The organism is Streptomyces sp. NBC_00207 (assembly GCF_045160965.1).
Lineage (GTDB): Bacteria > Actinomycetota > Actinomycetes > Streptomycetales > Streptomycetaceae > Streptomyces.
In genome coordinates, this window is sequence record NZ_CP130715.1 from 6329888 (window position 1) to 6350937 (window position 21050).

General features: G+C 72.3%; 16 protein-coding genes. 8 read left to right on the forward strand and 8 right to left on the reverse strand.

Annotated elements, in window-relative coordinates; genetic code table 11:
* Nucleotides 1-197: 197 nt before the first annotated feature.
* Nucleotides 198-1673 carry a sugar transferase gene (locus OG472_RS30070; protein WP_401611997.1) on the forward strand — a complete coding sequence of 492 codons (1476 nt, stop codon included), beginning with the start codon at nt 198-200 and terminating at the stop codon, nt 1671-1673.
* A 30-nt stretch (nt 1674-1703) separates the two neighbouring features.
* On the opposite strand, the gene OG472_RS30075 is transcribed toward OG472_RS30070, so the two are convergent.
* A complete protein-coding gene (locus OG472_RS30075; RefSeq protein WP_401611999.1) occupies nt 1704-2648 on the reverse strand; it encodes a GDP-L-fucose synthase family protein in 945 nt (314 codons plus the stop codon).
* 284 nt (nt 2649-2932) lie between these two features.
* On the opposite strand from OG472_RS30075, the gene gmd reads away from it, so the two are divergent.
* The 4 genes from gmd to OG472_RS30095 all read left to right on the forward strand — a co-directional run bounded on the left by gmd (nt 2933) and on the right by OG472_RS30095 (nt 8090).
* Nucleotides 2933-3946, forward strand: coding sequence for a GDP-mannose 4,6-dehydratase (gene gmd / locus OG472_RS30080; protein WP_361755047.1), 1014 nt, complete (start codon nt 2933-2935; stop codon nt 3944-3946).
* A gap of 244 nt (nt 3947-4190) precedes the next feature.
* Nucleotides 4191-6968 carry a DNRLRE domain-containing protein gene (locus OG472_RS30085; protein WP_405832045.1) on the forward strand — a complete coding sequence of 926 codons (2778 nt, stop codon included), beginning with the start codon at nt 4191-4193 and terminating at the stop codon, nt 6966-6968.
* Between the two features lie 101 nt (nt 6969-7069).
* A complete protein-coding gene (locus OG472_RS30090; RefSeq protein WP_401612003.1) occupies nt 7070-7747 on the forward strand; it encodes a hypothetical protein in 678 nt (225 codons plus the stop codon).
* 127 nt (nt 7748-7874) lie between these two features.
* On the forward strand, nt 7875-8090 hold the full coding sequence (locus tag OG472_RS30095) for a DUF6458 family protein (protein WP_401612005.1): 216 nt from the start codon (nt 7875-7877) through the stop codon (nt 8088-8090).
* Nucleotides 8091-8105: 15 nt separating this feature from the next.
* Here the strand turns inward: OG472_RS30095 and OG472_RS30100 are convergent, their stop codons facing one another.
* Nucleotides 8106-9221 (reverse strand): glycosyltransferase, encoded by a 1116-nt coding sequence (locus tag OG472_RS30100; RefSeq protein ID WP_401612190.1) that lies wholly within the window; start codon nt 9219-9221, stop codon nt 8106-8108.
* Between the two features lie 8 nt (nt 9222-9229).
* Nucleotides 9230-9769 (reverse strand): WcaF family extracellular polysaccharide biosynthesis acetyltransferase, encoded by a 540-nt coding sequence (locus tag OG472_RS30105; protein WP_405832048.1) that lies wholly within the window; start codon nt 9767-9769, stop codon nt 9230-9232.
* A gap of 118 nt (nt 9770-9887) precedes the next feature.
* Here OG472_RS30105 and OG472_RS30110 point away from each other — a divergent pair, with 118 nt between their 5' ends.
* Nucleotides 9888-11411, forward strand: coding sequence for a hypothetical protein (locus OG472_RS30110; RefSeq protein WP_401612009.1), 1524 nt, complete (start codon nt 9888-9890; stop codon nt 11409-11411).
* Between the two features lie 162 nt (nt 11412-11573).
* Here the strand turns inward: OG472_RS30110 and OG472_RS30115 are convergent, their stop codons facing one another.
* Genes OG472_RS30115 through OG472_RS30125 form a run of 3 tightly spaced genes read right to left on the reverse strand, consistent with a single transcriptional unit; the run spans nt 11574 to nt 15756 of the window.
* On the reverse strand, nt 11574-12806 hold the full coding sequence (locus OG472_RS30115) for a hypothetical protein (protein WP_405832050.1): 1233 nt from the start codon (nt 12804-12806) through the stop codon (nt 11574-11576).
* Nucleotides 12803-14548, reverse strand: a complete 1746-nt coding sequence (locus OG472_RS30120; protein ID WP_405942253.1) for a lipopolysaccharide biosynthesis protein — start codon at nt 14546-14548, stop codon at nt 12803-12805. The genes OG472_RS30115 and OG472_RS30120 overlap by 4 nt, the downstream gene beginning before the upstream one ends.
* On the reverse strand, nt 14545-15756 hold the full coding sequence (locus OG472_RS30125; RefSeq protein WP_365470181.1) for a glycosyltransferase: 1212 nt from the start codon (nt 15754-15756) through the stop codon (nt 14545-14547). The genes OG472_RS30120 and OG472_RS30125 overlap by 4 nt, the downstream gene beginning before the upstream one ends.
* Before the next feature lie 165 nt (nt 15757-15921).
* Here OG472_RS30125 and OG472_RS30130 point away from each other — a divergent pair, with 165 nt between their 5' ends.
* Nucleotides 15922-16410: an adenylyltransferase/cytidyltransferase family protein gene (locus OG472_RS30130; RefSeq protein ID WP_401612015.1), complete on the forward strand. Its 489-nt coding sequence runs from the start codon at nt 15922-15924 to the stop codon at nt 16408-16410.
* Here the strand turns inward: OG472_RS30130 and OG472_RS30135 are convergent.
* Both OG472_RS30135 and glgX read right to left on the reverse strand, forming a co-directional pair.
* Complete coding sequence (locus OG472_RS30135) at nt 16391-17113, reverse strand: CDP-alcohol phosphatidyltransferase family protein (RefSeq protein ID WP_401612018.1); 723 nt, start codon at nt 17111-17113, stop codon at nt 16391-16393. The two genes, OG472_RS30130 and OG472_RS30135, sit on opposite strands and share 20 nt — an antisense overlap.
* A 133-nt stretch (nt 17114-17246) precedes the next feature.
* Nucleotides 17247-19619 carry a glycogen debranching protein GlgX gene (gene glgX, locus OG472_RS30140; RefSeq protein ID WP_405832052.1) on the reverse strand — a complete coding sequence of 791 codons (2373 nt, stop codon included), beginning with the start codon at nt 19617-19619 and terminating at the stop codon, nt 17247-17249.
* A gap of 182 nt (nt 19620-19801) precedes the next feature.
* Between glgX and OG472_RS30145 the strand changes: the two genes are divergently transcribed.
* On the forward strand, nt 19802-21022 hold the full coding sequence (locus tag OG472_RS30145; RefSeq protein ID WP_405834958.1) for an Ig-like domain-containing protein: 1221 nt from the start codon (nt 19802-19804) through the stop codon (nt 21020-21022).
* Nucleotides 21023-21050 lie beyond the last annotated feature (28 nt).

A 21050-nucleotide genomic window follows, 5' to 3' on the forward strand; every position in this document is an offset into this window, starting at 1 on the left:
GTGTGCGTCATGCGGTGTTGGGCATCCGGAACGGCCGATACCGGTTGCTAACACTTGCGCAACAAGAGGCTGCGTTGACCCAAACGGCATTTACCGTACGGGTGTTTGTCGTACTGTTTCCCGGTGCGGCAGATGTCCGTTGCCAGGGGAAGCCATGGACACCCGCCGCTGTCATAGACCACGTGCCAGGGGGGCCCATGAGGCATGTCCATTTTCCTGCGCAAAGAGTGGCCGGGGCGGGCCATGACTCCGTCGGGTCCGCCCGGCGCCTCGGGGACAAGGCCCGCTGGTACCTCCCGGCCGCCGTCGCCGCCGACTTCTTCGGCGCCGCCCTCCCCGTAGGGCTCGTCTTCGATGCCGCACAGCAGGTCCGGCCCCTCTACTGCGCCCTCGCCGCCGCCGTGGCGTGGACCGGCGTCCAGGCGCTGCGCCGGCGGTACGCGGCCCGCGCGCTCGGGGAGTCGCGCGGAGTGCTGCCCGTCGTGCACGACTGGCTGATTCTCATCGGCGTGCTGGCCGTCGCCCGCGTGGTGACCGAGGAGGACACGCCCCGGCTGTCCGCCCTCGGGGCCCTGCTGCCGGCCCTCCTCATCACCGTCGCCTGCCACAAACTGACCTATCGTCACCTCTCGGCCGCCCGCCGCGAGGCCCAGGCCGTGAGCCGGGTCCTCGTCATCGGCGAGCCCGACGCGGCCGAGGACGTCATCGCGCACCTCGCCGCCCGCACCGACCACCCGTACGTGGTCGTGGGCGTGGTCCCGGTCGGCTCCGGGGCCCTTTCCAGCGGGGTGCCCGTGGCGGCCCGGCTCGACGCGGCGATGCCCGAGGCCCCGGCCGCCGACTCCGCGGCCGTGCTCGGCGCCGTCTGCAGCCACCACGCCGACCTGGTGCTGGTGGCCCCCGGCGTGCGCATCACGGGGGAGCGGCTGCGCCGCGTCGCCTGGGCCCTGCACGACGCGGGGCTCGAACTGGCGGTCTTCGCCGGGCTGGTGGAGGTCTCCGTCAAGCGGCTGGAGACCCTGTCCGCGGGCGGGCTGGCCGTGCTGCGGGTCGCGCCCCCGGTCGGCCGTGGCGTGCAGACCCTGCTCAAGTCGGCCCTGGACCGGGTGGGAGCCGCGGCCGGGCTGCTGCTCCTCGCACCGGTCTTCCTCGGGATCGTGCTGGCCATCCGCTTCGGCTCGCGCGGTCCGGCCTTCTACCGGCAGCAGCGCATCGGCCGCGACGGGGTGCCGTTCGTCATGTGGAAGTTCCGCACGATGGTGATGGACGCCGACGCCCGCAAGGCCGAGCTGTCCGGGGCGAACGAGAACGACGGCCTGATGTTCAAGATGCGCCGCGACCCCCGGGTGACCCGTGTGGGCCGGCTGCTGCGCCGCACCTCGCTGGACGAACTGCCGCAGCTGGTCAACGTAATGATCGGCGACATGTCGCTGGTCGGCCCGCGCCCGCCGCTGCCGGAGGAGGTGGCCCAGTACGACGAGGTCGAACTGCGGCGGCTCACCGTGCGGCCCGGGATGACGGGGCTGTGGCAGATCAGCGGCAGGTCCGATCTGTCCTGGGACGAAACCATCCAGCTTGACCTGCAGTACGTCGACAACTGGTCCTTCACCAGCGATGTCGACGTGATGGGCCGTACGCTCCGCGCCGTCGTCGACGGACGCGGAGCGTACTGAGGCACCGGATTGCCGAGGCCGCCTGTGCGATCAGGCCTGCTCGCGCCACCACTTGTACGTGGAGGCGATCCCGTCCCGCAGCGGGACGGCGGGCTTCCAGCCGAGCGAGGTCAGGCGGCCGACGTCCAGCAGCTTGCGCGGGGTTCCGTCCGGCTTGGACGTGTCCCAGGCGAGCCGGCCCCGGAAGCCGGTCACCTCGGCGACCGTCTCCGCCAGTTCCCTGATGGTCAGGTCCTCGCCGCAGCCGATGTTGACCGGCTCGTCGCCGTCGTAGCTGCCGAGCAGCACGGCGCACGCGGCGGCCAGGTCGTCCACGTGCAGGAACTCCCGCCGCGGGGTCCCCGAGCCCCACAGGGTGACCTCCTCGCGGCCCTCGGCGGCGGCCTCGTGGAACCGCCGGATGAGGGCGGGCAGCACGTGCGAGGTCTCCAGGTCGAAGTTGTCGCCCGGGCCGTAGAGGTTCGTGGGCATGGCCGAGATGTACGAGGCCCCGTACTGCTTGCGGTACGACTGGACCTGGACGATGCCGGCGATCTTCGCGAGGGCGTAGGCCTCGTTGGTCGGCTCCAGCGGGCCGGTCAGCAGCGCGTCCTCGCGGATGGGCTGCGGGGCCAGCTTCGGGTAGATGCAGGACGAACCGAGGAACAGCAGCCGGCCCACGCCGGCGGCGTGCGCGCCGCCGATCACGCTGAGCTGGATCTGGAGGTTCTCCTCCAGGAACTGCACCGGATAGGTGCTGTTGGCCATGATCCCGCCGACCTTGGCGGCGGCCAGCACGACGGCGTCCGGCCGGACGTCCTTCAGGTACGCACCCGTGGCGGCGGCGTCGCGCAGGTCGAGGTCGGCGCGGCCCCGGGTGAGCACCTCGTGGCCGTCGGCGGTCAGCCGCCGGGCGACCGCGGACCCCACGAGGCCGCGGTGGCCCGCGACGAAGACGCGGGCGTTCGGGGGCAGGAGCGGCAGCGAACTTGTCATACCGCCGATGATGCCAGTCCGCTCGCGCGGGAGCCGCAACGGTCCCGACCCCGGACCCGGACCCGCCGCCGCGCTCCCGAACGGGCCCCGGTGGCGGGGGTGTGCGGGCCGTGTGCGAAGGGTGTGGAGGAATCCGCCGCAAAGGCGGCTGGACCGGGCGTGTACGGTACGCATCCAGTCCCCGGTTCCGGCCGGTGCGCCGGGCCGTCTGCCTGCCGGGACCCCGAACGGGTGGGGGCGCCCCGCTCATCACAACTGACCGAAACCATCCCCAGGGGGACCGTATGGGCAAGACCGCACTGATCACCGGCGTCACCGGGCAGGACGGCTCGTACCTCGCAGAGCTCCTGCTCTCCAAGGGCTACACGGTGCACGGGCTCGTGCGGCGGTCCTCCAGCTTCAACACGGAGCGGGTCGACCACATCTACCAGGACCCGCAGACGGCCAACCGGTCCTTCGTCCTGCACCACGCCGACCTCTCCGACGGTGTCGCGCTGGTGAACCTGCTCCGTGACATACGCCCCGACGAGGTCTACAACCTCGGCGCCCAGTCCCACGTCCGCGTCTCCTTCGACGCCCCGCTCTACACGGGCGACGTGACCGGCCTCGGCGCGCTGCGGCTGCTGGAGGCCATCCGGGCCAGCGGCGTCGACACCCGCATCTACCAGGCCTCGTCCTCGGAGATGTTCGGGGCCACCCCGCCCCCGCAGAACGAGGGGACCCCGTTCCACCCGCGCAGCCCGTACGGCGCCGCGAAGGTCTTCGCGTACTGGACGACCGTGAACTACCGCGAGGCGTACGACATGTTCGCCGTCAACGGGATCCTCTTCAACCACGAGTCCCCGCGCCGCGGCGAGACCTTCGTGACCCGCAAGATCACCCGCGCGGTCGCCCGCATCAAGGCCGGTCTCCAGGACCACCTCTACCTCGGCAACCTCGACGCGGTGCGCGACTGGGGCTACGCCCCCGAGTACGTGGACGCCATGTGGCGGATGCTGCAGCAGGACGAGCCCACCGACTACGTCGTCGCCACCGGAGTGGCCGCGACCGTCCGCGAGTTCGTCGAGTCGTCCTTCTCGCACGCCGGTCTCGACTGGAACGAGCACGTGCGCTACGACGCCAAGTACGAGCGCCCCAGCGAGGTCGACGCCCTGATCGGCGACGCTTCGAAGGCCCATGACCTGCTTGGCTGGAAGCCGTCGGTCCTGGTGGAGGAGCTGGCGCAGATCATGGTCGACGCCGACATTCGGCAGGTCGAGGACCAACTGGCGGGTGTGACGGTCCGAATCGACCGCTGAGGCCTTATATTTCCCCTACGATTTGCCGTGTCCCGGTCATTCGCGCACTTCTCTGCGGGTGTGGCCGGGTCAAACCTGTCATATGTCCGGTGTGCACCCTCCATGCTGAACCGTTGATTCCAAGTTGGTATGCAATGGGTCAAGAGAGGTGACCAGGCCCTCGCGTGAGCCCTAGTCTGCGCCCGTACATATGGCTGTTCGGATAGTTCCAGCCATCAAACCGGGCAATTGCCCTGGGGGGCTCATGCGTAGATCCAGAGGGCTGACTGCTGCCCTCGTCCTGTCACTGGCCGGTGCCGGCACCGGCATAGGCCTGGTGTTGATGCCTCAGGCGTCCGCCATCACGCCGCCGGTGGCATTCACCGCCGACGAGCTGCCCACCTGGCAGCCCGACGGCATCGTCTTTGCGATGGCCCAGGCGAACGGCACCGTCTTCGCCGGCGGTACCTTCTCGGCGGTCCGTCCGCCCGAGGGCGCCGCGGGTGCCGAGCAGGAGGCCGTGAACTTCGTCGCGCTCGACGCCGCGACGGGCAAGCCCACCGCCTGCAAGCTCGCCTTCACCATCGGCGACGGCACGGCGACCGTGCGCACCCTGGTCGTCTCCAAGGACAAGAAGACCCTGTACGCGGGCGGTTACTTCGGCGCCGTCAACGGCACCCCGGTCTCCAGCCTCGCGGCGATCGACATCGCGAGCTGCACCCCCAAGGCATCGTTCCACCCGGGCTTCCCCGCCACCGTGCGCGGACTCGCCGTCACCGACGACACCGTGTACGCGGCGGGCGACTTCAACGCCGTCGACGGCCAGACCCGCGAGCGGTTCGCCGCCGTGGACGCCGGCAGCGGTGCGCTCAAGCCCTTCGTCGCCAACGTCGACGAGCCGGGCCGCGCCGTCGAGGTCACCCCCGACGGCAAGAACGTGCTGCTGGGCGGTGACTTCTTCACGGTCAACGGCACCAACAGCCACGCCCTGGCCGTGGTCAACGCCACCACCGGCGCGGTCACCAAGACGTACGGCAACATCCCGTCGAACTCGGTCGTCAAGGACATCTCCACCGACGAGACCGGCTTCTACACGGGCCACGAGGGCTCCGGCGGCGGCGTCTTCGACGGCCGCATCGGCCTGCGCCTCAGCGACTTCACCGAGAAGTGGCGCGACCGCTGCCTCGGTGCCACCCAGTTCGTCCTGCCGTACGAGGGAGTGCTCTACAGCTCCTCGCACGCGCACGACTGCTCCACCGAGCTGGAGTTCCCCGACGGCAAGCGGAACTTCCTGCTGGCCCAGCCGACCAACCACGAAGGCGCCGCCCCCGCGCCCGTGGACGGGTTCGTGCGCGGCCCCGGCAAGCTCGGCTGGCACCCCACGGCCAACGACGGCCTCGGCGAGGGCATCGGCCCGCGCGTCATGGCCGTGGCCGACAAGAACGACGTCAAGTACCTGTGGGTCGGCGGTGAGTTCACCCTCATCAACGGCAAGGCCCAGCAGGGCCTGACCCGCTTCGCCTCCACCGGCGACGTCGGCGCCCCGACCACCCCGGTGGCCAGCGCCGCGAGCGTCAAGCCCGGCGAGGCGCAGGTCCGCTGGCGCACCAGCTACGACGCGGACGACAGCAAGCTGACGTACCGCATCTACCGCAACGGCTCGGCCACCCCGGCCGCGACGGTCACCGCCAGCTCGCTGGAGTGGGAGCGCCCGCAGGCCTCCTGGACCGACGCCACGGTCAAGGCCGGCCAGACGTACACCTACCGGGTGACCGCGACCGACGACGCGGGCAACACCAGCGCCCTGTCGGCCGTCGCCTCGGTGACGATCCCGACCTCGGTCCAGTCGTACCCGAACCAGGTCCGCGCGGACGGCGCCAACCTGTACTGGCGCTACGACGACACCGTCAGCCCGTACGTGGCCGACTCCTCCAGCGGTGGCAACACCAGCGGCGTCCAGTTCAACGCCCCGGCCCTGCGCCAGACGCCCGGCGCGGTCTCCGGCGCCAGCACGGCGATGGGCTTCAACGGAACCAGCCAGCTGGTGCACGGCGACCGCCGTCAGACGGTCGGCAACACGTTCACCGTCGAGACCTGGTTCAAGACGAACACCACGCGCGGCGGCAAGCTGATCGGCTTCGGCAACAACACCACGCGCAACAGCGGCTCGTTCGACCGCCACATCTACATGACCAACACCGGTCGCCTCGTCTTCGGCGTCTACAACGGCTCGGCCCGGACCGTCTCCACGGGTCTGTTCGAGACGTACAACGACAACAAGTGGCACCACGTGGTCGGCACCCAGGGCCCCGGCGGCATCACGCTGTACGTCGACGGCCAGAACAAGGGCTCGCTGAACGCCACCAGCAACGCCGCCTACGCGGGCTACTGGCACGCCGGCGGTGACAACCTCTCCGGTTGGCCGACCCGCCCGACGAGCAACTTCTTCGCCGGTCAGCTCGACGAGACGGCCGTCTACCCGACGGCGCTCACCCAGGCCCAGGTCAAGAACCACTTCGACCTGGCCAAGGCTCCCACCGACTCGGTCTCCGCGGTCAAGGCGACCGAGGACACCTACATCAACCAGGGCGCCCCGAGCACGGCCTACGGCACGTCCACCTCGCTCGCGGTGCGCGGCACCTCGGCGTACGAGACGTACCTGCGCTTCGCCCTGCCGGCCGCCCCGGCCGGCCAGGTCCTGAAGTCCGCCTCGCTGCAGATCAAGACCTCCACGCAGGCGGGCGCCGGCACCGCCGACACCGTCTCCGTGGTCCCGGTCACCGGCACCTGGAGCGGCGCGGGCACCACCTTCAACACCAAGCCCACCCTCGGCACCACCCCGCTCGGCAGCATCGCGGGCGTGCCGGACGGCTCGGCCGTGCACAGCGTCGAGCTGGACACCGCCGCGGTCTCCGCGGTGCTGGGCGGCAGCTACAGCCTGGGCCTGACGAGCACGGGCACCGACCCGCTGTGGATCTGGTCCGCGGAGTCCACGGCGGCGGAGGGTACTCCGCAGCTGGTTCTGACCTTCGGCGCGAAGTAGCGACCACCGAAGCAACCGCCTGACGGCGTGCGGGGCCCGGCTCTACGTGGCCGGGCCCCGCACGCCTGTCCCACCCCTGTAAGTAGTACGGGAGCCATCCGATGTACCGACGCTCCGCGGCGGCCGCTGTCCTGCTGACCGCCGCCCTGACCCTGACCGCCTGCAGTTCGGGCGGGGACGACTCCGGGGCGAAGGCGAAGCCTCCGGCCTCGTCGGCGGCCCCCGATCCCGCGGACGCCCCGGCCACCCCGGCCGCGGCGGATCCCGCGGCCGACGCGAAGCCGACGGGCCCGGTCCTCCCCGATGCGAAGCTCACCCCGAAGACGGGCAGCTTCACGGAGCAGGAGAAGAAGTACCTGAGCGGGCGGGTCCCCGAGAAGATGGACCCGGCGGCCGTCCTGCAGACCGGCCAGGAGGCCTGCCAGCGGGTGGCGCGCACCGCGAAGCACGACAAGGACGCCGCGACCGGGGCCGTCATCACCGGGGAGATCCCGGGGGCCAAGGACGCGATCACGCACCTGTGCCCGGACCAGAAGCCGATCCTCGCCGCGGCGGAGAAGGGCTTCGCCGAAGGCCCCCGGAAGTCGCCCGCCGCGGGCAGCTACCGGGCGCTGACGCAGGCCACGAACTGCACCTGGGAGGCCAAGGGCAAGGACGGCAACGTCCTCGCCTCGGGCCCCGAGGCCCCGCTCAAGGCCGGCGACAAGATCACGGCGACGATCCCGGCGGGCACGGCGGAGTTCAACTCCTCCGGCTGCTACGCCTGGATCCCCGCGTAGCACCGCGGGCGCCCGCAGCGGCGGGAAGAACGCCCCCGAGGACCGGACTCCCGGCCCCCGGGGGCGTTTTCGTGCTCCGGACCCGGGTATCCGCGCGGTCACAGCCACGACGGCGGAAGGCGGACTCATGGGCATCGGTGGATGCATCGGTTTGATCGTGGTGGGCGCCATCCTCACCTTCGCCAGCGACTGGGAGATGGAGAGCGTCGACCTCGACCTGGTCGGTCTGATCATGATGGCGGTGGGCGGCATCGGCCTCGCCGTGTACACCAGCATCTACAAGCGGCGCCGGACCGCGGGCGCGATACCCGTGGTGGAGGAACACCGCCGCGACGTCATCTGACGCCGCGGCAGGGCCTCACCCGCGCAGCGCGCCCTCGTACACCGGGAGCAGGGTGTCCAGGACCGCGTCCATGGAGAAGGAGTCCGCGGCCAGTGCGCGGGCCGCCAGCGAGGCCTCGCGGTTGGCCGCCGGGTCCAGCAGGGCCAGGACGGCCGCGGCGACGCCCTCCGGGCCGGGATCCACCGCGTGCCCCGCGCCGGCCCCCGCGACGTCGCGGGCCAGGCCGTTGGAGTGCGTGACCACCGAGGGGACGCCCACCGAGAGCGCCTCCAGCACCGACATCGGGAACGGCTCGTCCACCGAGGGCAGGACGTACACGTGGGCCCGGCGCAGCTCCGCCAGGACCTCCGCGCTGGACAGCGCCCCCGGGACCGTGAACCGGTCCGTCAGGCCCAGCGCCCCGATCCGGGCGCGTACGGCCCCCAGCTCGCCCTCGTCCGGGCCCGCGACCACGAAGTGCGCGTCCGGGTGCGCCGCGAGGACCGCCGGGGCCGCGTCCACGAAGTCCACCGGCCGCTTGCGGGCCTGCAGGCGCGCCGAGTACAGGATCCGCGGCGGGCCGGCCGGCCGAGGCCGCTCCTCCTGCGCCGGGGTCCCGTTGACCAGGCGGACCGCCCGCGCCAGCGGCGCGCCCACCACCGCGTCCAGGCCCTCCCGCTCGTGCGGGGTCAGGTACAGCAGCGCGTCCGCGCCGCGCAGCAGCCGGCGTACCGCCACCGCGTCCAGGACCTTGGCGAGCAGCTTCTCGCTCGGGTCCACCATCCCGTGGGTCTGCAGCACCAGGGGCTTGCCGGCCCGCAGCGCCGCCAGGGCCACCGGCAGGGTCACCAGGTCCCGGGCCAGGTGGACGTGGACGACGTCCGCGTCGCGCACGAGGCGCCCGGCCGAGGCCAGCAGCGCCGGCGAGGTCATCCCGCTGAAGCCGAGGGGGAGCAGGCGGCGGGCCGGGAACAGCTTCGCCGGCACGCCCTCCACCGAGGTGGGCCACTCGTCGAAGCCCTCGCCCAGCGCGAGCAGCCGCGCCTCGTGGCCCCGGGCGCGCAGCCCCTTCGCCAGGTTCAGCGCGACCCGGACCGGCCCGCCGAAGGCGTGCGAGGGGGAGTGCAGGGTGACGGCGTGCAGCACGCGCAGCGGGGTGCTCACTTGGGCTCCTCCACCGGGCGGCGCTGCCCGTCCTGGGTCTGCAGGGTCAGCTCCGGCAGGTCCTTGTGCACGACCGAGCCCGCGCCGGCGACCGCGCAGCGGCCCACCGTGACCCCGGCCAGCACGGTCGCCCGTACCGCCACCCACGCGCCGTCCTCGACGGTGATCGGGGCGTTGCGGTACCGGAAGTCGGCGGCCCGGTGGTCGTGCGAGCCGGTGCACAGCAGGGCCTCCTGCGAGACGCACACGTGCGAACCGATCGTCACCGGCTCGAGGTTCAGCAGCCAGGCGCCCTCGCCTATCCAGGTGTGGTCCCCGACGGTGAGCTTCCACGGCCACAGCACCCGCACCCGGTGCCGGATCAGCACGCCCTCGCCGATCTGCGCCCCGAAGGCCCGCAGCAGCGCCACCCGCACCCGCGCCGGACAGAACCAGCTCATGAACAGCGTGTTCATCACGGCGAACCAGAGCGCCTGCGTCAGCAGCCCGCGGCCCTTGTCGTACCCGGCCAGCGTGAAGGAAGGAAGATCCCGCAACTGTCGCCCCCATCTGCTCCCCCGGACTCCGTCCGGGGGCCCCACGCCGCCGCCTCCCCGGGCGTGGCCCGCTCAGACTAGACTGCCCGCGGACCAGGCACACCGGGTGGGGGCTGCAGTGACGACGGACATACGCAAGCCCTCCGCAACGCCCGCGAAGCGGCCCGTCCCGTCCCCCTTCGAGGACGAGAGCCTGTGGGGCCGGGCCACCCTCCCGCGCACGCTCCTCTCGCGCGCGCTGTCCGTACCGCTCGCCCTCGGATTCACCGTCTTCCTGCCGCTGTTCGTCGCCGTCCAGGACGGCGCGGGCGCCCGTGACGCGGCCTTCTGGCTCCAGCTCCTGCTCACCATGTACGCGGGCGCCCGGCTCTCCGCGATGGTGCTCACCAGCCGCCGCAAGCTGCTCCAGGGCTCCTTCTGGCTCTTCGTCTACATGGCCATGGGCGTGGCCCCGCTCGCGCAGGCCGTCCTCGGCCAGGTCCCGACCCCCGTCGTCGGCCCGCGCTCCGACCTGACCGCCGCCATCGGGCTCGTGCTGCTCGGCTGCACGGCCTTCGACGTCGGCGTGCTGCTGGCCCGTCACCGGCCGGCCGGGCGCGCGGGCGGCTCGCAGAAGGTGTCGCGCCCGGTCATGGCGCACCGGCGGCGCCTGCAGCTGCTGACCGTGCTGTCCTTCGGGTGCAGCGCGGTCTTCATCATGAAGCTCGGCGGTCCGGCGGTCTTCTTCTCCAGCCGCCAGGAGATCATCGCCGGCATCCAGGAGGCGGGCGTCTCCAACGGCGACGGCCAGGCCGGGCAGGCCCTGCTGCGCGGCTTCGGCACCGTACCGGCCCTGCTCGCGCTGCTCCTCTACACACGCTGGCTGATCACCTCGAAGTTCGCCCGCCGCAAGGTGTCGATCATCGTCACGTGGGCGGCGCTCGCCGGCCTCAACCTGATCGTCAACAACCCGATCTCGAACCCGCGGTACTGGTTCCTGACGGTCATGTTCGCGCTGCTCTTCACCGTCTTCCCGGTGAGCGCGGCGATGTACCGCGTGGCGCTGTCGATGGCGGTGGTCGTCGCGCTCCTGATCTTCCCCTTCGCCGACCGCTTCCGGTACGACGAGAAGAACTACCGTCCGGTCGAGACCACGTCCTTCCTGGAGCCGATGGCGCTCAAGGACTACGACCAGATCGGCATGTTCGCGAACACCATCACCTTCTCGGAGTCGGGCCCCGGGCACTTCTACGGCCGCCAGCTGGCCGGGTCGGTCTTCTTCGCGGTGCCCCGTTCGGTCTGGGAGGGCAAGCCGCGGGACACCGGCGTGATGGTCGGCCAGTGGATGGGCACGGTCAACACCAACCTCTCCTCCCCGATCTGGGCGGAGCTGTGGCTCGACTTCGGTCCGCTGGGGATGGGCGCCGGGCTGCTGGGCATGGGGTACGCCTCCGCCCGCGTCGACCGGCGCTACGCGAAACGGGCCACGCGGCGGTCGCCGCCGGGCAGCCTGATCTCGGTGGTCGTCCCGCTGGTCGCGGGCTACTCCTTCATCCTGCTGCGCGGACCGTTGCTCCAGGCGTCCGGGCGCGTGGCGATCGCCGCGCTCTGCCTTGCGCTGGTCGCGACGTACCGCACGGACCGCGGCACGACGTTGCGCTAGCCACCCGTGCCCAGGTGCGGCGCCGCTGCGGGGGCGCTGCCCCCGAACCCCCGCGCCTCAAACGCCGGCGAGGCTGAAAGACCCGGGGCTCCGCCCCGGACCCCGCTCCTCAAACGCCGGAGGGGCTGGATGGTGCGGCGGGGAGAGGCTCCGCGCAGCGGGTCAGTTCGCGGCCGGGGCGGGCTCGGGCTCGCGGTGCTGCGGAGCAGCCGGGCCCAGCCGGGCCACCCGGAGCCAGGCGGCCAGGGCCTTGAGGGCGGAGCCGGCCGCCAGGCCCCACGCGGCGCCCGCCACACCCCCCACCGCGTAGCCGCACAGCAGCAGCCCCACGGACAGCAGGGAGAAGACGACCTGCAAGGACAGCGTGGCCTTCGGCGCCAGCACCCGCAGGGTCAGCAGCGCGCACGTCCCGAGCCCCATCACGGCGTACTGGGCCCCCGTCGCCGGCAGCAGCCCGGCCGTCGCCGCCCAGGTGTCGCCGAGCAGCTGACGGCCCATCCGGTCGGGCAGTGCGTACAGCACGGCCCCCCAGCCCGCGCCGACCGCGGCCAGCACCAGCCCCAGCAGCGCGGTCGCCCGCACCGTGGCCCGCTTGCCGCCGAGCCGCCCGAGCACCGGCGGCCCGAAGGCGTTCGCGGAGTTGAACAGCACGTTCAGCGGCCCGAAGAGGGTGGTCGCGCCCCGCAGCGCGCCGACGGCCAGCGGGGTCGCGAAGACGCCGAGGCCCAGTACGGCGAGCTGGCTGGAGCCGTTGCCCACCGCGAACTCGACCACGAACCGCTGACCGAGGTGGCCCCGCCGCAGGTACGGCCGCAGATCGCCGCGCGTGCCGCGCACGTACGGCCGCAGCAGCCACAGCCCCAGGGCCAGAGCCGGCACCGCGGAGAGGCCCCACGCCAGTACCAGGCGTCCCGCCGAAGCCCCTTCGGGCTGCACGGCCAGCGCCGCGACCACGCACACCAGCCGCAGCGCGTCCGCGGCCAGCGCCCGTTCGGGGGCGCGCAGTGCGGAGAAGCAGTACCGCAGCCCGTCCTGGAGGAGCACCAGCGGCAGTACGAGGCCCAGCGCGAGGAAGGCCCGCCCGGGGGTGCCGGGGAGCGCGAGGCCCACCACCACGAGCAGCGCACCCGCGGCGGCCGACGCGGCCCCGGTGAAGCCGGCGGCGGAGCGGCACATCGCGCCGAGCCGTTCGCCCTTCTCCAGGACGAGGCTCTGGCCGACGTAGGCCATGTTGAGCCCGAGGAGCACGCTGAAGGTCACGTACACCATCGAGAAGTCGGCGAACCCGGCTGCCGAGGACAGCCGGGCGGCCAGCACCAGCACCAGGATGTTCGTGGCGCTGGAGGCGGCCTGGTCGAGGACCGACGCGACGGCGGCGAGGCCGCGTCGGCTCATCTGCGGCCCATGCGCACGGTGCGCAGCGCGACGGTGTCGGTGCCGTCACCGGGGATGTGCTGCTCGGGCTCGGCCACCTCGTAGGGGATCGGCTGCGGGGGCTTCGGCCCGCTCGCCGGGGAGCCGGAGGCAGGGGCGGAGGCGGGGGCCTTGTCCTTGCCGCGGCCGCGCTTCTCGCCGGGCAGCGGGGCGTGCAGCACCGCGCCGAGCACCGTGCCGCCGGCGCCGCTGATCAGCTCGCGGATCCGGGAGAGGTCGCTGCGGTGGACGCCGCGCGGGTTGCAGACGACCAGGACGCCGTCGACGCGGTCGACGAGGGCGAGGGCGTCGGCGTACGAGAGCACGGGCGGCGCGAGCACGACGACGGTCGCGTTGGGGGAGTCGGCCTCGGAGATCAGCCGGGTGGCGCGCGGGGAGGTCAGCGCGCGCGGCACGTTGCGCGCCCGCTCGCCGGGGATCAGGTCGAAGGAGCCGGACTCGCCGGCGTCCACGACGAGCTGGCGGCCGTCGGGCCACTCGGAGTCGGAGTGCCGTCCGCCGCCCTTCTGGCTTCCCGGGGTCTGGCTCCAGCGCGGCCGGCCGCCGGCGTCCGTCGGCAACTGGCTGGCCAGTACCGGGGTGCGCAGGTCGGCCTCGATGAGCAGGACGTCCTTGCCGGTCTCGGCGAAGGACGCGGCGAGGTTCACGGCCACTGCGGCGGCGGTCTCGCTGCTGCCGCGCGGGGCGACGACGAGCAGTCGGCGCCGGTCGGCGAAGCGGGAGTCGTAGGCGAGCCGGAAGGCCACCGAGCGGTACTCCTCGGCGAGGCGGGGATCGGCCTCGCCGGCGGCGAGCAGCGGCCCGCCGCCCGTCCGGTCCCGGGGCAGGTAGCCGAGTACGGGTGCGCGCAGGGCACGCGCCACGTCGCCCTCGGAGCGGGGCGCCGGGTCGAAGACGAGACGGACCCAGGCGGCGAGCAGGCCGAGGGCGAGGCCCACGGCGGCGCCGAGCGCGAGGGACATCAGGATGCCGGGGCCGTCGGCTCCGGGGGGTGCGGTCGCGGCGCTGGTGACGCGGCCCGGGGTCATGTCGAGGGCTTCGAGCTTGGTGATCTTGGTGTTGTACCCGCCGACCTCGCTCTGCAGGTCGGTCTTGGCGGAGCTGGCCGCGTCGCGCCCGGCGCCGGCCGGCATCCGGGCGATCTCCTTGGAGAGCTCGTCGAGTTGCTTGGCGATCGGGTCGCGCTGCTCCTTGTAGCCCTTGACCATCTTGTCGCGGGTGGCGTCGAGGGACTCCTGCCGCTTGAGCAGGTACGCCTCGGTCATCGCGTTGGCGCGCTTGGCGGCCTCCTTGGGGGAGGACGCCGTGTAGGTGAAGCGCAGCACCATGGTCTGCGGCGGGTTGGTGACCTGCAGACCGCTGCGCAGGGCGGCGAAGCCGGACGCGGACACGCCGAGCTTCTTCGCGGCCTCGTTGGCTATGGAGGAGCTGAGCGCGACCTGGCGCTCCGAGCCGATGTTGATCGCCTTGTCGGGGGCGAGGCTCGGGTTGAACGGGTCGTCGGTGGGCGCGCGCAGCACGACGTCGGCGGTCGCGACGTAGGTGTCGGCCGTGGAGATGCCGAGGTAGACGCCGCCCAGCAGGCCGATCCCGATGCCCGCGCCGATGAGCCTGCGGTAGCGCAGGAGCTGCCGGAACTGGTCTCTGAGGAGATCCGGTTCGTCGTCGGCCGGTGCCGCTGCAGGGCGGTTCGTCTCGATCACGGCCGGGGTCCCCCAAGTGCTTCGTCTATCAGTGCGTCGATGCGGGCCAGGCCCGCTTCACGGCTCAGATGGGCCGCCACGTGGCGGGGTCCGGCCGCTCCCAGTGCGTCCGCGCCTTCGGGGTCCTCGGCCAGGGCCCGTACGGCCTTCAGCAGGGCCTCGGGGTCCTCCGGCGGTACGAGCACCCCTGCGCCCGAGCGTTCCACCTCCTGGGCGGTGCCGCCCTCCGCCGCCACGGAGGCGACGACGGGACGGCCGGTCTGGAAGTAGGAGGTGAGTTTCGACGGCACGCTCATGTCCAGCACGGCAGCGTGCTGCGTGACCGCGAGTACGTCCGCCGCGGCGAGGATATCCGGGAACTCGCCGTCGGCGGCAGGGGGGATGATGTCCAGATTCGGCACATCGGCCGAGAGGTCGGCGAGCGCCGCACGCTGACTGCCGTCTCCCATGAGGACGAAGCGGACATTCGGATCCAGGCGGGCGGCGCCCACGAGGACCTCCAGCCCCTGCTTGAGACCCATGTTCCCGGAGTGCAGGACGACGGTCTCGCCGGGGCCCCAGCCGAGGTGGCGACGGGTCTCGCCGCGCGGCTTGGTGGGTACCGCCACGTGCGACCAGTTGGGGACGAGGCGGATCCTGCCCGGGTCCACGCCCATGCCGACGACCCGGTCCACGAAGGTCTCGTGGATGACGCCGACCAGGGTGGCCCGCTTGAGGGCGTAGGCCTCGGCGCGGCCGGCGATCGCGGCCGCCTTGTCGCCGCCGCTGATCCCGCTCTGCGCGGCGGCGGCCCCCATCAGGTCCTGGACGACCGGGATGTAGGGGACCTTCCAGCGCGCCGCGAGCCGGGCGGCGAGCACGCCTCCGGCCAGGCTGGGCATCTGGGCGAGGACCGCGTCCGGCTTGGGCATCCGGGGCGGGGCCACGGCGCCGTGCAGCAGAATCGATCCTTCAAAAAGGGCCCGCTTGACGGCGGTCTGACGCGGCGGCACGGTGTGCGCACGCCGGTGCACGGTGACGCCCGCGCGCTGTTCCGTGCGCTGGAGCGCCCCCTTGTACTCCGGCTCGACCGACCACGCCGGGTAGTGCGGCATGCCGGCGAGGACGTGGGTCTCGTGGCCGAGATCCGCCCAGTGCTCCGCGATCTGGGTGGCATACGGGCCGATCCCCGCGTGCTCCGGAGCGTAATTGGTGGAAACCAGCAGCATGCGCCGCTGACCGGATCTGGACACCGAGCGTCCCCTCTTCCCCTGGATGATGCGCACGTCACCCTATTCGTTCACCCGCGTGCTGCGGAACGTGCACGCTATTGTCTGCTAATCCGCTACACCGGGGGGTGTGGCTGCTGGGGGTAAAAGATGACGGAGCGCGACATGTCCGACCTTGCTGTGCCTGCGCGCAGGCCGTACCGAGTCGGCTATGCGCCGGGCGCCTACGATCTGTTCCACATCGGACATCTCAACATCCTTCGGCACGCCCGCAGTCGGTGCGACTACCTCGTCGCCGGAGTGGTCTCCGACGAGATGGCCGAACTCGCCAAGGGGCGCCGCCCGATGATCCCGCTCGTCGAGCGGCTGGAGATCGTCCGCAGCGTGAAGTACGTCGACGCCGCCTTCGTCGAGACCGTCCCGGACAAGGTGGAGACCTGGAAGCAGGTCCGCTTCGACGTCATCTTCAAGGGCGACGACTGGCGCGGCACGCCCAAGGGCGACCGGCTGGAGAAGGACTTCGCCGCCCACGGCGTCGACGTCGTCTACTTCCCCTACACCGTGCACACCTCCAGCACCCAGCTGCGCCGGGCGCTGGACGCGCTCGCGGAACCCCCCGCCCTCCCCGGTCAGGTCACCGGGGAACGGCGCTGAGCTCCCGGAACCACTTCGCGAGGAACGCGAGGAGGAACAGCCCGGCGACCGCGCCCAGTCCCGCGTACGTCCAGGCGAACAGCTTCCCGCCGCCGAGCAGCAGGAACACCAGGCAGAACACCCCGTAGTCCACGGGCAGCAGGGCCACCGCCCGCAGGGTCGACGGGGCGGCGGCGGGGCTGCCCGGAGCCGGCTTCGGCTTGAGCTTCTCGGTCAGCAGCCCGCCGAAGAACGTGACGACCGCGGCGAACTGGAAGCCCAGCGGCACCAGCAGCCAGCCGTCGGCCGTCGTTCCGTACTCCTCGGGGAACCGGTGGAAGGCGATCAGCACGCACGAGTGCAGCGCCGTGAGCTTGGCCGCGTCCACGACGTGGTCCAGCCACTCGCCGGCCGCGCTGCCGCCCCCGCGCAGCCGGGCCAGCTGCCCGTCCGCGGAGTCGAAGGCGAACCCGACGGCGAGCGCCGCCCACACCGCGATCCCCAGCCCCCACGAGGGTGCGCACAGGGCCACCGCGGCCACGGCGGCGAAGCTGAAAGCGGCGCTGACCAGGGTCACCTGGTTCGGGGTGAGCCCGAAGGCGTACGAACCGGCGGCCAGGTACCGCCCGGCGGGCCGGTTGACGAACCGCGAGTACAGCGACACCCCCTTCGCCGACTTCTGCGCCCCACGCAGTTCCTGCAGCGCGGTGTTGACTCTGCCCATGCAGGGACCCCCCTCATAACGATGTCGAACACATCATCGCAGGGCGAACGAAGGTGCTGTTCCGGATGGCCGGGTACGCCCGCAGGCGCCGCCGCCGGGTCCGCGGCGGCGCGCGGGGCGGGCCGCCGCCTCCTCACGCGGTCGGTCCGCGCGACGCCGATCCGCACACCCGGAACAGCAGGACCGAGCGGGCCGGGACCGTCAGCGTCTCCCCGCCGCGGTGACGGGTGCCCGGCGCTGCGGACTGGTTCTCCAGGGAGGTGTCCAGGACGAGCTCGTACGCCTGCGCCCACGGCGCCCCCGGCAGGACCCACGCCAGCGGCCGGTCCCCGGTGTGCAGCAGCGCGAGGAAGCTGTCGTCCGTCACCTGCCGGCCCCGCTCGTCACGGCCGGGGATGTCCCGCCCCGACAGGAACATCCCCAGCGCGGCGGCCGGCGCGTACCAGTCCCGCTCCGTCATCTCCGTGCCCGCCGGCGTGAACCAGGCCAGGTCCCGCAGCCCGTCCGCCCCCTGCGGCCGCCCTGAGAAGAACGCCCGCCGCCGCAGCACCGGATGGGCCTGCCGCAGCGAGATCAGCCGCTCCGTCAGCGCGAACAGCTCCCGCCACGCCGGGTCCTCCAGCAGCGACCAGTCCACCCACCCCGTCTCGTTGTCCTGGCAGTAGGCGTTGTTGTTGCCGCCCTGCGTGCGCCCGAACTCGTCGCCCGCCACCAGCATCGGAACCCCCGTCGACAGCAGCAGGGTGGTCAGCAGGTTGCGCAGCTGGCGGCGGCGCAGCACCCCGATCCGGACGTCGTCGCTCTCGCCCTCGGCCCCGCAGTTCCACGAGCGGTTGTCGTTGGTCCCGTCCCGGTTCGCCTCCCCGTTCTCCTCGTTGTGCTTGCGCTCGTAGGACACCAGGTCGCGCAGGGTGAAACCGTCGTGCGCGGTCACGAAGTTCACCGAGGCGTACGGGCGCCGCCCGCCCCACGCGTACAGGTCGCTCGACCCCGACAGCCGGTACCCGAGATCCCGTACGTCGGGCAGCGCGCCCCGCCAGAAGTCCCGTACGGCATCCCGGTAGCGGTCGTTCCACTCCGTCCACAGCGGGGGGAACGCACCCACCTGGTAGCCGCCCGAGCCCACGTCCCACGGCTCGGCGATCAGCTTCACCCGCCGCAGCACCGGGTCCTGGGCGATCACCGCCAGGAACGGGGACAGCATGTCCACGTCGTGCATCGAGCGGGCCAGCGCCGCCGCCAGGTCGAAGCGGAAGCCGTCCACCCCCATCTCCGTGACCCAGTACCGCAGCGAGTCCGTGATCAGGCGGAGCACGTGCGGGCGCCCGGCGTGCAGGGTGTTCCCGCAGCCCGTGTAGTCGGCGTAGCGGCGCTGGTCGGACTGGAGCCGGTAGTAGCCCCGGTTGTCGATCCCGCGCAGCGACAGGGTCGGACCCAGCTCGCCCGCCTCCGCCGTGTGGTTGTAGACCACGTCGAGGATCACCTCGATGCCCGCCGCGTGCAGGGCCCGGACCATCCGCTTGAACTCCCCGACCTGCTGGCCGGTCGTCCCGCTCGACGAGTACCCCGCGTGCGGGGCGAAGTAGCCGATCGAGTTGTAGCCCCAGTGGTTGCGCAGCCCCCGGCGCAGCAGGTGGTCCTCGTGCGCGAACTGGTGCACCGGCAGCAGCTCGACCGCCGTGACGCCCAGCTTCGTCAGGTGCTCGACCGCCGCCGGATGGGCGAGCCCCGCGTACGTGCCGCGCAGTTCCTCCGGAACACCCGGATGGCGCATCGTGAAGCCCCGCACGTGCAGCTCGTAGATCACCGAATCGGCCCACGGGGTCTTCGGCCGGACGTCGTCCGCCCAGTCGTCGTCATCGTGGACGACCACGCCCTTCGGGACGTACGGCGCCGAGTCCCGGTCGTCGCGCACGGTGTCCGCGATGTACTGCTGCGGCCAGTCCCGGACGTGCCCGTACACCTCCGGCGGCAGGGTGAAGTCCCCGTCGACGGCCCGGGCGTACGGGTCCAGGAGCAGCTTCGCCGGATTGAACCGGGCGCCCGTCCACGGGTCCCAGCGCCCGTGCACCCGGAATCCGTACCGCTGCCCGGGGCGTACGCCCGGCACGAAGCCGTGCCAGATCTCGTGCGTGAGCTCGGTGAGCGAGCACCGGGTCTCCGCGCCCTCGGCGTCGAACAGGCACAGCTCCACCGCCTCCGCGCCCTGCGCCCACAGGGCGAAGTTGGTGCCCGCGGTCCCGTCCGGACCGTGGTGGAACCGGGCGCCCAGGGGATGCGAGGACCCCGGCCACACCGCTGGTCCCGGGCGGGTGTGGGCCCGTAACACCTGCCCCCTGACCTGGCCGTTCGGATGACTGCTCGGACGACCGTTCGACTGACCGCCGTTCGGCCGTCCGTCCGGATGGCCGTCGGCCTGCGGTACGGGCACGGCCTGGCCGCCCCGCACCGCATCGACTCCGTTGCCGACGGCTTCCACCGCCTCTTGCTCGGCTGCGCTCGACACTGCCCGCCTCCACGGCTCCTGGGTACCTGCGGGGGGAGGGGGAGTGCGGCCCCGGCGTCCCGGCCTGGGCCCGCCCCCGTCTGGTCCTTCACACTGTTCTGCCCGGACTGTTCTGCCCGGAACGTGCTGCGCGCTCACGTTTCCCCCGGAGGGGCCCCGTCGTTGGAGGGATCGTGACACTTCTGACGAGGCGGGCAGGGGCGGGCTTGGCCGCCGTGGCGGCATGGGCGGGCCTGCTGGGCGGGCTGGCCGGATGCACACAGGGCGGGAAGTCGCCGGTCGAGATCCAGCTGCCCGGCAAACCCCGCTCGCCGGACGAGGCCATCCGCATCACCCCCGACGACAACGCCAAGGGGGTCCAGGCCGAAGCGCGGCTGACGGTCACCGTGCCGGAGGGCCGGCTGGAGCGGGTCGTCGTCACCAAGGTGGAGGACGCGCAGCAGGAGGAGGTCCCCGGCGCCATCGCCGCCGACGGGCTCAGCTGGAGCCCCGACCCGGACTCCGGGCGGCTCGCCCTCGCGGCCAAGTACACCGTGGACGCCGTCGCCCTCGACGGGCACAACCGCCGCCAGGCCCGGCACACCACCTTCACCACCTACGTTCCCGAGGAGCGGTTCATCGGCTACTTCAAGCCCGAGAACCGCTCCACCGTAGGCACCGGCATGATCGTCTCCTTCAAGTTCAACCGCCCGATCGAACGCCGCGCGGAAGTGGAACGGGCCATCACGGTCACCTCCGACCCGGCCGTGCAGGCCGTCGGCCACTGGTTCGGCAGGGACCGGCTCGACTTCCGGCCCAAGGAGTACTGGAAGGCCGGCACCAAGGTCACCGTGAAGATGGACCTGCGCGACGTCGAGGGCGCGCCCGGCTCGTACGGCATCCAGTCCAAGACCGTCACCTTCACCGTCGGCCGCTCCCAGATCTCCCGGGTCGACGCGGAGGCGCACACCATGGAGGTCCGCCGGGACGGGGAGCTGCTGTCGACCGTGCCCATCAGCGCCGGGGCGCCCAAGACCACGACGTACAACGGGAAGATGGTGGTGATGGAGCTCTTCGACGTCACCCGCATGAACGGCCAGACCGTCGGCTTCGGCGGGGAGTACGACATCCCCGACGTCCCGCACGCCATGCGGCTCACCTCCTCCGGGACCTTCCTGCACGGGAACTACTGGTCCAGCCCCGACACCTTCGGCAGCACCAACGTGAGCCACGGCTGCGTGGGCCTGCGCGACGACAAGGGCGGCGGCTCCGACACCCCGGCCGGCTGGTTCTTCGACCGGACCCTGATCGGGGACGTGGTGGAGGTCGTCAACTCGCAGGACAAGACGGTCGCCGCCGACAACGGGCTGGGCGGCTGGAACATGTCCTGGGCGGACTGGGTCGCCGGTTCCGCCATCGTCTGAGCGCCGCACGGCCCCCCGCACGGGTGAC